This is a genomic window from Methylobacterium brachiatum, assembly GCF_900113845.1.
Lineage (GTDB): Bacteria > Pseudomonadota > Alphaproteobacteria > Rhizobiales > Beijerinckiaceae > Methylobacterium > Methylobacterium brachiatum.
Genome location: NZ_FOQW01000021.1, coordinates 54,370 through 67,029 on the forward strand (window position 1 = coordinate 54,370; position 12,660 = coordinate 67,029).

Consider the following 12,660-nt stretch of genomic DNA (forward strand, 5'->3'; position numbering starts at 1 on the left):
CGGCGGCGCGCCTGCCCGCCCCCGATCCTGCCGTGACCACCCTCCTCGACGCGAAGGCCCGGCTCGGCCTGACGCTGATCGCCGGCGGGGCGGTCGCCAACATCTATTACAACCAGCCGCTCCTCGGCCTGATCGTGTCCGAGTTCGGCGACGCCGCCGCCCTGTGGGTGCCGACCACGGCGCTCGTCGGCTACGGGCTCGGCATCATCGGGCTGGTGCCGCTGGGCGACGCCCTGCCCCGCCGCCGGCTGATCGTCTGGCAATGCCTCGGCCTCGCCGTGGCGCTGCTCGCGGTGGGTCTCGCCCCGAACCTCGCCTGCCTGGCGCTCGCCCACCTCGTGGTCGGCGTGCTCGCCTGCGCGGCGCAGCAGGCGGTGCCGTTCGCGGCCGAGCTCGCCCCGGATGCGAGCCGCGGCCGGATCGTCGGGCAGGTCATGACCGGCCTGCTCACCGGCATCCTGCTCGCCCGCACGGCGAGCGGGTTCCTGGGGGCGCATCTCGGCTGGCGGGCCGTGTTCCTGGCCGCGTCGCTGCTCGCGCTCGCCATGGCCGGCATCGCCCGGGCGACCCTGCCGCACACGCCCCAGACCCAGCGCCTGCGCTACCGGGCCCTGATGCTGTCGATCCTGCACCTCGCCCGGTCGCAGCCGGTCCTGCGCACTGCGAGCCTGTCGCAGGCGCTGCTGTTTGCCGCCTTCAACGCCTTCTGGGCGACCCTGGCGCTGCTGGTCGAGAACCCGCCCTTCGGGCTCTCCGCGGCCGGGGCCGGCCTGTTCGGGGTGATCGGCGTCTGCGGCGCCTTCGTGGCGCCGGTATCGGGCCGCTTCACCGACACGCGCGGCGCGAAGCCGGTGGTGCTCGGTGGCAGCCTGATGGTCGCCCTGTCGTTCCTGGTGCTCTGGGCCGGGGGCACGTGGTCGCTGGTCGCCGTCGGGATCGGCGTCCTGCTGATCGATATCGGCATGAACGGCGCGCTCATCGCCAACCAGACCCGGGCCTACGCCCTGGTCCCGGGGGCGCGGGGCCGGATCAACACCGTGCTGTTCACGACCCTGTTCGTGTTCGGGGCGCTCGGCGCCTTCGCGGGCTCGCAGGCCTTCCTGGTGGTCGGCTGGCCCGGCGTCTGCGCGGTGGGCCTCGCCTTCTCGGCGCTCGCCGTTCTGGTGGCGGCCCGCGATCCGCACGGGCCGGCGACGCCGACTACTTGAGCACCCGCGAGAGGCGGCACCACGCCGCTTTCTCCGCCGGCAGCCCGAACCGAAGCCGTTCGGGTCGCTCGGGGAAGCGCCGCACCGCGATCCCGGCTTCCGCCAGCCGCCGGTACAGGCCCGGCCCGTCTGGAAAATCGGCGGTGCGGAACAGGCTGGTGCCGCCGACGATCGTTCCGCCGCCGCGGGCGATCAGCCGGTCGAGGCGCTCGGCATCCGCCGCCCGGGCCTGGGCGGCCTCGGCCCGCCACGCCGTGTCCGACAGGGCGGCATGTCCGATCGCCAAAGCCGGCCCGGACACCGCCCAGGGGCCGAGGGCGGTGGCGATCCGGTCCGCCGTCCCCGGCTCGGCCACCGCGAAGCCGAGGCGCAGGCCCGCGAGCCCGTAGGTCTTGCCGAAGGAGCGCAAAACCACGAGCCCCGGGGCCGCGTGCGGGCACAGGCTCGCCACCGGCTCCAGGTCGGCGAAGGCCTCGTCGGCGACCAGCAGGCCGCCGCGGGCGCGCAGCGCGTCCGCCAGGGCGAGCCGCTCAGGTAGCGGATGGGTCCGCCCGTCCGGATTGTTCGGATCGACCAGCACCGCCACGGCCGCGTCGCCGATCGCCGCGATCCCGTCGACCTGCGCCACCCTGTGCCCGGCCCGTGTCCAGGCGGCTGCGTGCTCGGCATAGGTCGGGCCGATCACCGCGACCCGGGTCGGCGCCACGAGCCGGGGCAGGGTCTCGATCAGGATCTGGGTGCCGGGGGCGGGGACGACATGTGCCGTATCGGGCGCGCCGTAGGCCATCGCGGCCGCCTCCCGCAGGGCCTCGCCCTCGGCGGCGGCGGGAAGCCGCGTCCAGGCGCTGGCCTCCACCGGCGGCACGGGATAGGGGACCGGATTGATCCCCGTCGAGAGGTCGAGCCAGGGCTCCGGCGCGTCCGGAAAGGCGTGTCGGAGGCCTCCGAGATCGCCGCCATGGGGGATTGGCCCCGGGATTGGCCCAGGGATCGCCCCCGGCCGCGGAGCGGAATTCCAGAAACGATGGTCCATCCGCCCGATACGCTCGCCATCCTCGCCCTCGCCCTCGGGATCGAGGCGGCGTCCGGCTACCCGGACGCGCTCTACAAGGCCATCGGCCACCCTGTCACCTGGATCGGCCGTCTGATCTCCGGGCTGGAGCGCGGCCTGAACCGCGGGTCCGAAGGGCGGCGCCGGGTCGCCGGCTGCCTCGCCCTGGTGCTCCTGCTCGCTGCCACGGGGCTGCCGGCCTGGGCGCTCACCGGGCTCGCCCTCTGGGCCGGCCCCCTCCCCGGCTTCCTGCTGCTCGGCCTGCTCTGCGCGAGCCTGCCGGCGCAGCGAAGCCTGAACGACCACGTCGCCGCCGTGGAGACCGCCCTGCGCGCGGGCGGCCTCGAGGCCGGACGCCGCGCCGTGGCGATGATCGTCGGGCGCGATCCCGACCGGCTCGACGCCCCGGCGGTCTGCCGCGCCGCGATCGAGAGCCTGGCCGAGAACTTTTCCGACGGGATCGTGGCGCCGTCCTTCTGGATCGGCTGCCTCGGCCTGCCCGGCGGCGTCCTCTACAAGGCGATCAACACCGCCGACAGCATGATCGGCCACCGCACCCCGCGCTACGCCGCCTTCGGATGGGCTGCGGCGCGGCTCGACGACCTGGTGAACCTGCCGGCCTCGCGGCTCGCCGGCCTGCTGATCGTCGGGGCGGCCGCCCTGCGCGGCGCCGATGCGCGCGGCGCGCTCCGGGCGATGGCCCGCGATGCCGGCCGCCACCGCTCGCCCAATGCCGGCTGGCCCGAGGCCGCCATGGCCGGGGCGCTCGGCCTGCGGCTCGCGGGCCCGCGGGTCTATGACGGCACCCTCGTCCCCGACGCCCATATGGGCGACGGCCGGGCCGAGGCCACGGCCGACGACATCGCCCGGGCGCTGAGCCTGTACCGCACGGCCTGCCTGATCCAGGGCGGCCTCGTCCTGGTCCTGCTGGCCCTCTGGCGCGTCGGGATCGGCTGACCGGACGGCGCGAGTTCAAGTCCTCGATTCAACGTGCGCGCCGCCGGACCGGTATCCAATGCGGCGGCGCGCGTTCTAAGCTCGGTCGAGCGGGACCGAGGAGAAGCCCATGCGCGCGGTGTTCGTCGATGCCAGCGAGACCCTGGCGGCGGTGGCGCGGCGCCTGCTGCGGCCGGACGATCCGCCCTTCGCGATCAATCTCCAGCCCGACATCGCCCCGGAGGATCTGCCGGCTCTGCTCGCCGGGGCGGAGATCGCGGTGATCGACCACACCGCCCTCCCGGTCGCCGTGGCCCGCGCCTGCCCGAGCCTGCGGCACGCGGTGTTCCTGGGCACCGGCGCGCGCAGCTACATGGACCCGGAGGCGCTCCAGGCCGAGTGCGGCGTCACGGTCCACACGATCAAGGGCTACGGCGACACCGCGGTGGCGGAATGCGCCTTCGCGCTGCTCTGGGCCGCCGCCCGGGGCCTGCCCGAGATGGACCGGGCGATGCGGGCGGGGCGCTGGCTGCGCACCGAGGCGATCCAGCTCACCGGCAAGACCATCGGGCTGATCGGCTTCGGCGGGATCGCGGCCGAGATGGCGCGGCTCTGCCGCGGCGCCGGCCTGCGGGTGCTGGCCTGGAACCGGACCCCGAAAACGCATCCGGGGGTCGAGTTCGTCCCGCTCGAGCGGCTGCTGGCCGAGAGCGACGTGGTCTCGCTCCACCTGCTCCTGACCGAGGAGACGCGCGGCTTCCTGTCGGCCGCGCGCATCGCCGCCCTGAAGCCCGGGGCGATCCTGATCAACACCGCCCGGGGCGCGGTGATCGATGAGACCGCCCTGGTGGAGGCCCTGCGCGCCGGGCGGATCGCCGGGGCCGGGCTCGACGTGTTCACGGTGGAGCCGCTGCCCGCCGACCACCCGCTCGCGTCACTGCCGAACGTCGTCCTGTCGGCGCATTCGGCCTTCCGCACGCCCGAGGCCAGCGACAACCTGATCGGCGCCGCCCTCGACCATTGCCGGCGGATCGCCGCCGGCTGATCCCGTCAGTGCTCCGTCCCCGGCATGTTCTGACGCGGCGCCCCGCCATGGTCGCGGATCACGTTGGACCGTTCCGGGGCGCCCTTGGCGTCGGCGACCTGCTTCCGGGCCGCGGCGGCCAGGAACCAGACGACGCCCAGAGTCCCCAGGGCGAGGATCAGAAGCGGAATACCTTCGCTCATCGCGGTGCCCTCCTGGATGATGGTCCGCAGGGGCACGGATTTGCATCATCGTGCCGGACGGTCCGGCATCAGGCAGTATAACGCGCGATACCGTCCGATGTTCAGGCCGTGCGCGGGGCCGGGGACGCCGCCGCCCGCTTGGCCGCGTCCCGCCGCAGGGCGGAGAGCACGATGAACATCAGGCCGGCCCCGATCGCCAGGCAGGCGGACAGAAACAGCATCGGCACGAGGTCGCTCTGGGTCTGGTCGCGGATGAACGGGACCATGTTCTGCGCGACGAACCCACCGAGATTGCCGACCGAGTTGATCGCCGCGATCCCGGCCGCTGCCGTGGCCCCGCGCAGGAAGGTCGCGGGCATCGACCAGAAGACCGGCTGGGCCGAGAACGTCCCGGCCGCCGCCACGCACAGGCAGGCGAACTTCACCGCGTTGCCCGGCAGGATGACGCTGAGCGCGAGCCCGGTCGCCCCGACCAGGGCCGGCCCGACCACGTGCCAGGTCAGGGCGTTGCCCTGGGCGCCGGTGCGGGCGGCGTGGCGGGGGACCCACCACAGGGCGACCGCGGTGGCGGCCCACGGGATGATGTTGAGGAAGCCGTTGGTCAGGTTCGAGACCCCGAACCCCTTGACCACCGTGGGCAGCCAGTAGCCCAGCCCGTAGGCGGCGAGCGGCAGCGAGACGTAGACCCCGGCCAGCATCAGCACACGCTTGTCGAGGAGCGCCGCGAACGGATTGCCGTGATCCACGAGGCCGCCGCTCTCGCGCTCGGCCCGGAGCGTCTGGGCGAGCCAGGCGCGCTGGTCCTGGGACAGCCAGGGCGCCGTCTCGGGGCCGTTCGGCAGGATCAGGAGCACGACCGCGGTCATCAGGATCGCCGGCGCCCCCGTGGCCAGGAACACCCATTGCCAGCCGGCCAGCCCCAGGACCCCGTCGAGGCCGAGCAGGGCCCCGCCGATCGCCGCGCCGACGGCGTTGGCCACCGCGCTGGCGATCATGAACCAGCCGATCATCCGGGCCCGGTGCGCCTGCGGGAACCACAGCGTCAGCGCGAACAGCACCCCCGGGAAGAAGCCGGCCTCCGCGGCGCCGAGCAGGAAGCGCAGCACGTAGAACATCGCGGCGTTCTGGGTGAAGCCCAGCAGGATCGTGACGATGCCCCAGGTGAACATGATCCGGGCGAACCAGACCCGGGCGCCGACCCGCTCCAGGAACACGTTGGCGGGCACCTCGAACAGGAAGTAGCCGAGGAAGAACAGCGACGCGCCGAGCCCGTAGGCGGTCTCGCTGAGACCCAGGCTGCCGACCATGTCCAGCTTGGCGTAGGAGACGTTCTGCCGGTCGATATAGGCGATCAGGTAGAGCAGGCCGAGCAACGGCATCAGCCGCAGGGTCACCGTGCGGACGGTGCTCTCGGCAAACTCCTCGCTAACCAGGGGCTGCGTGGGGGGCATATGGCGTTCCTCTGGACCCGTGCGGCCCCTCGTGGCGAGGGCCGGCATTACACAGAGTAATCCCTGGCCCGGCCCTCGCCTACCGGGCAAGCGCCAGGAGTCGGTCGCAGTCGACATGGGCCGCGATGTGTCGCGCCAGGCCGTCGAGCGCCGCCTCGACCCCGGCCTCGTAGCCCGCCCCCGCCGAGACCGTGCCGAGGCGGGTGAGCCAGGCGGCGCGCTGGGCATCGTGCGCGAACAGCCCATGGACGTAGGTCCCGGCCACCAGCCCGTCCGCCGAGACCGCCCCGTCGACGCGCCCGTCGGCGAGGCGCAGCAGCGGCCGGGCCGCGTCGGGGCCGTGCGTGGCGCCGATATGCATCTCGTAGCCCGTAAACAGCACCGCATCGGGCAGGCTCGTGCCGGTGGCCGCGGCCAGCCGCTTGTCCGGTGTCATCACGGTCTCGACGTCGAGGAGCCCGAGCCCCGGCACCGTGCGGGGCGCCCCCTCGATCCCGTGCGGATCGGCGAGGCTGCGCCCCAGCATCTGGAAGCCGCCGCACAGGCCGAGCACCCGCCCGCCCCGGCGGACATGGGCGCGCAGGTCGATGTCCCAGCCCTCGGCCCGGAAGACGTCGAGATCGTCGATCGTGGTCTTGGAGCCCGGCAGCAGCACCAGGGCGGCCTCGGCGGGGATCGGCGTTCCGGGGCGCACCAGCACCACCGACACCCCGGGCTCGGCCCGGAGCGGGTCGAGATCGTCGAAATTGGCGATGCGCGGCAGCACCGGCACCGCGACCGTGACGGTCCCGGCCGGGCGCGGCCCGGAGCCCGCGAGCCCGAGCACGTCCTCGGCCGGCAGGCGCGCGGCCTCGGGGAAGTGCGGCACCAGGCCGAGCGGCGCCCAGCCGGTCCGCTCGGCGATCAGCCGCATCCCGTCGGCGAACAGGCTCGGGTCGCCCCGGAAGCGGTTGACGATGAAGCCGGCGATCATCGCGGCGTCCTCCGGGTCGATCACCGCCTTCGTGCCGACCAGGCTCGCGATCACGCCGCCCCGGTCGATGTCGCCGACCAGCACCACCGGCGTGTCGGTGGCCCGGGCAAAGCCCATATTGGCGATGTCGCCGGCCCGGAGGTTCACCTCCGAGGCCGAGCCCGCGCCCTCGACCAGGACCAGGTCGGCCTCGTCCGTCAGTCGCGAAAAGCTGTCCAGGACGGCGTGCATCAGCCGCGGCTTCCAGGCCTGGTAGTCGCGCGCCTTCACGGTGGCGACCATCCGTCCCTGCACCACCACCTGGGAGCCGACCTCGCTCTGGGGCTTGAGCAGGACCGGGTTCATGTGCACCGAGGGCGGCACCCGGGCGGCCCGGGCCTGGAGCGCCTGGGCGCGGCCGATCTCGCCGCCATCCGGCGTGACGGCGGCGTTGTTCGACATGTTCTGCGGCTTGAACGGCCGCACCCGCAGCCCCCTCTCGGTGAAGGCGCGCGCCAGCCCCGCCACGAGCAGCGACTTGCCGACATCGGAGCCGGTGCCCTGGATCATCAGGGCCCGCTTCATCGCGAGCCTTGCCGGTCAATCGGCATCGTCACATCCTGGGCGCCAGACGAATCGAGCCCGCCGTGGACCTGACCTTTCCGATCGAGTTCAATGTCACGGGCACGCCCGTCTCGCTACAGGCCAAACGCGCCCGATCCAAGGAGGCTTGGAAGGAGAAGGTCAGGGCGGCGAGCCGCGAGGTCCTTCCGGACGGTCATTTCGCGACCGAGCGGCCGGTCGCCGTGACGCTCTACTACTTCACGGCCGTTCCCCGCACGGGGGACATCGACAACATCCTCAAGCCGACGCTGGATGCGCTGATCCGGCACGTCTACCTCAATGACGGGCAGGTCGAGCGCATCGTCGCCCAGAAATTCAAGCCCGACGACGTGTTCCCGTTCACCGCGCCGAGCCCCGTCCTGGCCGAGGCGCTACAGAGCGTCCGGCCCGTCGTCTATATCAGGTTATCCGACGATCCCTTCGAGGACCTGACATGAGCGCGACGGAACGCGAACAGCGAGTGCTCGATCTCATCACGCCGCGCCTGAAGGCGGAAGGCTACGAGGTGTTCACGCACCCGTCGCGCGGCCTGTTGCCGGCTTTCATGCAGGATTACCAGCCGGATGCTATCGCGCTCGGCCGTCCGAAGAACATCGCCATCCAGATCGCCCGCGACGCGGCCACCGAACGCCCGAAGGCTGCGGCGCTGACCGAGCGTTTCGCGACGAGTCCGGACTGGGAATTGCGCATCGTGTACGCACCGGAGGGGAGCGACGACCGCCCGGTGCCCGGCGTGTCCCGCGATGCGATTCCCACCGCCATCGCGCGGGTCGAGTCCCTGCTGGCTGCGGACCAGCCCGAAGCGGCCCTGCTGCTGGGCTGGTCGGTCCTCGAAGCCGTCGGCCGCCTGCTCCTGCCCGGAGACGTGTCGCGCCCGCAACCGGCCGGCCAGCTTCTGGAGCGGATGGCAATGCAGGGGATCGTGACGCCGGACGAGGCCGACCGACTGCGACAGCTTGCAGCCCTGCGCAACCAGGTCGCCCATGGCGCCCTGCGGGTCGCGGTGCCGGGTGAGGCCGTCGCAGATCTGATCGCGATCTTGCGCGAGGTGCTCGCGGAGAGCGAGGTCGCCGCGGAGCCATAGACGGCTTCAGAACTCGATCCCCTCCTGGGCCTTCACGCCGGCGGAAAAATGGTGCTTCACGCTGCCCATCTCGGTGACGAGGTCGGCGGCCTCGATCAGGGCCGGCTTGGCGTTGCGGCCGGTGACGACCACGTGCAGGTCCGGCCGGCGGCGCGTGAGGGCGCCGACCACCGCGTCGAGGTCGAGATAATCGTAGCGCAGGGCGATGTTGAGCTCGTCGAGGACGAGCAGGCGGATCGTGGGATCGGCCATCAGGCCCTCCGCCACGGCCCAGGCGTGGCGGCAGGCGGCGATGTCCCGGGCCTTGTCCTGGGTCTCCCAGGTGAACCCCTCCCCCAGCGTGTGCCAGGCGACCCGGTCGCCGAACACCGCGACCGCGTGGCGCTCGCCGGTATCCCAGCCGCCCTTGATGAACTGCACCATGCCGACCCGCCAGCCGCGGCCGAGCGCCCGCAGCATCAGCCCGAGCGCCGCGGTGCTCTTGCCCTTGCCGGGGCCGGTATGGACCATGAGCAGGCCCTTCTCGAGGGTCTTGGCCGCCACCTCGGCGTCCTGCACGGCCTTGCGCTTCTCCATCTTCTCCCGATGACGGGTCGCGTCGTCGCTCATGCGGAGGCTCCGGGCATGGGGGCTTGAATCGGGGCTTGAAGGGGGGCTTGCGGCTTCACGACCAGCGGCAGGCCGGCCACGGTGAGCACGACCCGGTCGGCCCGGGCGGCGAGCCGCTGGTGCAGGCGTCCGGCCTCGTCGCGGAAGCGGCGGGCGAGGGCGTTGTCCGGCACGATCCCGAGCCCGACCTCGTTGCCGACCAGCACCAAAGGCCCCGGCGCCTGCGCGCAGGCGGCAAGCAGTTGCGCGACGGCCGCCGCCACATCGGCCTCCGCCAGGATCAGGTTGGTGAGCCAGAGGGTGAGGCAATCGACCAGGACGGGCCCCTCCGCCGCCGCCACCGCCTCCGGCAGGGCGAGCGGCACGTCGCGGGTCTGCCAGGATCCGGTACGCCGGGCCCGATGCTGGGCGATGCGCGCGACCATCTCGTCGTCGAAGGCCTGGGCGGTGGCGAGATAGAGCCACGGTCCGGGACAGGCCTCGATCAGCCCCTCCGCGTAGGCGCTCTTGCCGGAACGCGCCCCGCCGAGGACGAGGGTCATGCGGGGCGGGATCTGCACCATGCCCCTCCATCGCCCCAACCCGTCCCGCGGTCAAACCCGCGCTACCATGCGGATCGACGGTTGCCGGACGCGCCGCCGCCGACTATAGAACCCCGGCCTAGCCAAAGCGCCCTTCGTCTAGCGGTCCAGGACGTCGCCCTTTCACGGCGAAAACACGGGTTCGATTCCCGTAGGGCGCGCCAACAAAATCAGGCTCTTGGCGCGACTTTACAGGCGCGGTGGCCCGGCAACCCTTTGATGCTGTTTTGGCGGTCTGTATCGCGCGGCCTGCCCGCGCCGGCCTGTGAGGGAGGCCGCGCGACGTGATCCATACCTTTCGATCGGGGCTCGCAAGCGATGGCGTCGGCTTTCGGCAGTCGTTGTCGGGACGCTTACGTGCGACCCGCGATGGGCTCGGGTGGCCATACCTACGGCAACGCCATGGCTTGGAGCGTTCTCTCGATCCTCGGTTGCGTGTTCTTCGCCCGACATCACTCCCACTTTGCACGCCGACGACGGAGCGATCCCGCCCGGCACCCTCAGGCGCAATAGGCCTGCCCGTCGAGGCCGTGCGGCCGGCCGGCTGCCAGGAGGGTCTCCCAGACCGGGGCGGGCAGCGGTACGCCCTCGGCGAGGCGTTCCGCCTTCATGCGGCGCTCGGGCTCGCCCGGCAGAAGCACCGCGCCGCCCGGCGCCGGCTGGGCGGAGGCGAAGAAGTCGAGATAGCTGCGCGCCTCGGCGGCGATCGCGTCGTCCGAGCCGAAGGCCTTCGGCGTCATGTAGAGCGAGAGCATGCCGTTGCAGACCCGGCGCTGGCCGGGTCCCGCCGTGCCGGATCCGGTGAGCGCGCCGGCCAGGAGCTCGCACATCAGCGACAGGCCCGAGCCCTTGTGCTCGCCGAAGGCCCGGATCGCGCCGGCGCCCTTCTGGTTGTCGCGCTCCGGCCCGTCCAGCGGACCGAACAGGGTGGCCGGGTCGGCGCTGAGGCGGCCGTCCGGCTCGATCAGCACGCCCGCGGGCAGGGGCTTGCCGCCCTGCGAGGCCACCAGCACCTTGCCCTCCGCCACCGCCGAGGTGGCGAAGTCGAGGACGATCGGGTCGCGCCCCGGCACCGGGAAGGCGGCCGCGATGGGATTGGTGGAGAAGCGCCGGTCCACCGAGCCGAACGGCGCCACCAGCAGGCTGCCGGCGACGTTGACGAAATGCACCGAGACGAGGCCCGCGGCCGCCGCGCGCTCGGCCCATTCGCCGATCCGCCCGAGATGCCCGGCATGCCGCAGGGCGACGACCGACACGCCGTGCTCCTGGGCCTTGGCGATGCCGAGATCCGTGGCGAACGGGCCGGCGGTCTGGCCGAAGCCGTACCGGGCGTCCACCAGCGCGAAGGCGCCGCCATCGACCAGCACCGCGGGGGTCTGGTCGGCCACGAGCTCGCCCGCGCGCAGCCACGCCACGTAGCGCGGCACCCGGATGACCCCGTGGCTGTCGTGGCCGGTGAGGTTCGCGGCCACCAGGAACTGGCCGATCCGGCCCCCTTCCGCCTCCGAGCAGCCCTCCCGAACGAAGATGTCCCGCACGTAGGCGGTCAGTCCGGCGGCGTCGATCCGCATGATGGTTCATCTCCCGTCGTCGCGCCTCACCGGGCGCGTTCGGGTAACGATCCTAGGCTTTCTTAACCCGCAAGGCGACCACTTCCGGCGATGCGGGATGGACATCGAAGCGCCGCGCGTGGCCCAATACTGACAACGTCGGGCACAAGAACCGGCGACGACGGGACGGATACGCCGATGAAGACGACGCGTCGCGTTTTCTTGACGGGTGCCGCATGCGCGGCTGCCAGCGGTTTAGCCCCGGGGGTGATCCGGTCGAGTGCCGCGCAGGGCGCCGGCGCGACGATCCGGATCGGCATGGTCCTGCCGGTGACGGGCCCCGGCGCGGATGCGGGCCGCTTCGCCCTCAACGGCGCCAAGATCGCCCTGGAGGCGGTCAACAAGGCCGGCGGCGTGCTCGGCAAGCCGCTGGAGATCGTCACCGAGGACGACCAGACCACCAATCCCGGCGCGGTGCTGGCCTTCTCCAAGCTGGCCTCGCAGCCCGATCTGGTCGGCTTCCTGGGCTCGGTCCGCTCCACGCAGAACCACGCGATGGCGCCGGATATCCTCAAGACCGGCAAGCCGATGTGCTTCGGCGGCACCGACCCGGTCCTGACCCAGCTCGGCAATCCCTGGCTGTTCCGCTTCCGGCCCAACGACAGCTTCTCGGCCCGGGTGATCGCCGAGCACGGCGTCAACGGGCTCGGCAAGAAGAAATGGGCGATCATCCACTCCACCGACGCCTTCGGCACCAGCGGCGCCAAGGCGCTGACCGAGAGCCTCGGCAAGATCGGCGCCACGGTCGTGCTCGACCAGGGCTACGCCAACCAGGGCCAGGACTTCACCCCCGTGGTGCTGGCGATCCGGCAGGCGGGGGCCGACGTGATCGGCTCGTACTTCACCTTCGAGAACGACCTCGGCATCTTCGCGCGCCAGCTCCGCCAGCTCGGCGTCACCGCCCCCTGGGTCGGCTCGCCCTCGATCACCAACGTCACGGCGCTGAAGCTCGCCGGGCCCTCGCTCTACGGCACCTACGGGGTGGCCGACTACGCGGAGGAATCGAGCGACGCGGCCCGGGCCTACGGCAAGGCCTACCGCGCCGCCACCAAGATCGCCCCCGACAACCAATCCTCCTGGACCTTCGACGCGGTGACGGTGCTGGCGCTGGCGATCAACAAGGCCGGCAAGACCGACCCGCAGGCGATCCGCGAGGCGCTGCTGGCGGTGCGCGGCCACGCAGGCGCCGAGGGCACCTACAACTTCGACAAGAACGGCGACGGCCTGCACGGCTACAACGTCGTGCGCAACGACAAGGGCACGATCACCTTCGACCGGCGCATCGACTTCTATCAGGGCTGAATCCGGGGCCGCGGACGGGGAACGG

Annotated in this window: 13 protein-coding genes and 1 tRNA gene; 7 read left to right on the forward strand and 7 right to left on the reverse strand. The window is 72.4% G+C overall.

Features of this window, described 5'->3' with window-relative positions; translation table 11 throughout:
• Positions 1–32: 32 nt before the first annotated feature.
• Positions 33–1,208 carry an MFS transporter gene (locus BMZ47_RS23495; protein WP_091864439.1) on the forward strand — a complete coding sequence of 392 codons (1,176 nt, stop codon included), beginning with the start codon at positions 33–35 and terminating at the stop codon, positions 1,206–1,208.
• On the opposite strand, the gene cobD is transcribed toward BMZ47_RS23495, so the two are convergent.
• Positions 1,201–2,241, reverse strand: coding sequence for a threonine-phosphate decarboxylase CobD (gene cobD / locus BMZ47_RS23500; RefSeq protein WP_091864466.1), 1,041 nt, complete (start codon positions 2,239–2,241; stop codon positions 1,201–1,203). The genes BMZ47_RS23495 and cobD overlap by 8 nt on opposite strands.
• Here cobD and cbiB point away from each other — a divergent pair.
• Both cbiB and BMZ47_RS23510 read left to right on the forward strand, forming a co-directional pair.
• A complete protein-coding gene (gene cbiB / locus BMZ47_RS23505; protein ID WP_091864440.1) occupies positions 2,233–3,216 on the forward strand; it encodes an adenosylcobinamide-phosphate synthase CbiB in 984 nt (327 codons plus the stop codon). The genes cobD and cbiB overlap by 9 nt on opposite strands.
• Positions 3,217–3,325: 109 nt before the next feature.
• A complete protein-coding gene (locus tag BMZ47_RS23510; protein WP_091864441.1) occupies positions 3,326–4,240 on the forward strand; it encodes an NAD(P)-dependent oxidoreductase in 915 nt (304 codons plus the stop codon).
• 5 nt (positions 4,241–4,245) lie between these two features.
• Here BMZ47_RS23510 and BMZ47_RS28700 read toward each other — a convergent pair whose 3' ends face one another.
• The 3 genes from BMZ47_RS28700 to BMZ47_RS23525 all read right to left on the reverse strand — a co-directional run bounded on the left by BMZ47_RS28700 (position 4,246) and on the right by BMZ47_RS23525 (position 7,410).
• Entirely contained in the window at positions 4,246–4,422 is a 177-nt protein-coding gene (locus tag BMZ47_RS28700) for a hypothetical protein (protein WP_007562744.1), read from the reverse strand.
• A gap of 101 nt (positions 4,423–4,523) precedes the next feature.
• Entirely contained in the window at positions 4,524–5,873 is a 1,350-nt protein-coding gene (locus BMZ47_RS23520; protein WP_091864442.1) for an MFS transporter, read from the reverse strand.
• A gap of 79 nt (positions 5,874–5,952) precedes the next feature.
• Positions 5,953–7,410, reverse strand: a complete 1,458-nt coding sequence (locus BMZ47_RS23525) for a cobyric acid synthase (RefSeq protein ID WP_208601097.1) — start codon at positions 7,408–7,410, stop codon at positions 5,953–5,955.
• Positions 7,411–7,472: 62 nt separating this feature from the next.
• Between BMZ47_RS23525 and BMZ47_RS23530 the strand changes: the two genes are divergently transcribed.
• Positions 7,473–7,886, forward strand: coding sequence for a RusA family crossover junction endodeoxyribonuclease (locus tag BMZ47_RS23530; protein WP_091864443.1), 414 nt, complete (start codon positions 7,473–7,475; stop codon positions 7,884–7,886).
• Positions 7,883–8,533, forward strand: a complete 651-nt coding sequence (locus BMZ47_RS23535; RefSeq protein ID WP_139221054.1) for a hypothetical protein — start codon at positions 7,883–7,885, stop codon at positions 8,531–8,533. The genes BMZ47_RS23530 and BMZ47_RS23535 overlap by 4 nt, the downstream gene beginning before the upstream one ends.
• Positions 8,534–8,539: 6 nt before the next feature.
• On the opposite strand, the gene cobO is transcribed toward BMZ47_RS23535, so the two are convergent.
• Positions 8,540–9,142 (reverse strand): cob(I)yrinic acid a,c-diamide adenosyltransferase, encoded by a 603-nt coding sequence (gene cobO, locus BMZ47_RS23540; protein ID WP_091864445.1) that lies wholly within the window; start codon positions 9,140–9,142, stop codon positions 8,540–8,542.
• Positions 9,139–9,684: a bifunctional adenosylcobinamide kinase/adenosylcobinamide-phosphate guanylyltransferase gene (cobU, locus tag BMZ47_RS23545; RefSeq protein ID WP_091864468.1), complete on the reverse strand. Its 546-nt coding sequence runs from the start codon at positions 9,682–9,684 to the stop codon at positions 9,139–9,141. The genes cobO and cobU overlap by 4 nt, the downstream gene beginning before the upstream one ends.
• Positions 9,685–9,811: 127 nt before the next feature.
• On the opposite strand from cobU, the gene BMZ47_RS23550 reads away from it, so the two are divergent.
• Positions 9,812–9,887 (forward strand) — tRNA-Glu (locus BMZ47_RS23550).
• A 336-nt stretch (positions 9,888–10,223) separates the two neighbouring features.
• Here BMZ47_RS23550 and BMZ47_RS23555 read toward each other — a convergent pair.
• Positions 10,224–11,294, reverse strand: a complete 1,071-nt coding sequence (locus BMZ47_RS23555; protein ID WP_091864446.1) for a malate/lactate/ureidoglycolate dehydrogenase — start codon at positions 11,292–11,294, stop codon at positions 10,224–10,226.
• 177 nt (positions 11,295–11,471) lie between these two features.
• On the opposite strand from BMZ47_RS23555, the gene BMZ47_RS23560 reads away from it, so the two are divergent.
• A complete protein-coding gene (locus BMZ47_RS23560; RefSeq protein WP_007562635.1) occupies positions 11,472–12,635 on the forward strand; it encodes an ABC transporter substrate-binding protein in 1,164 nt (387 codons plus the stop codon).
• Positions 12,636–12,660: the final 25 nt, after the last annotated feature.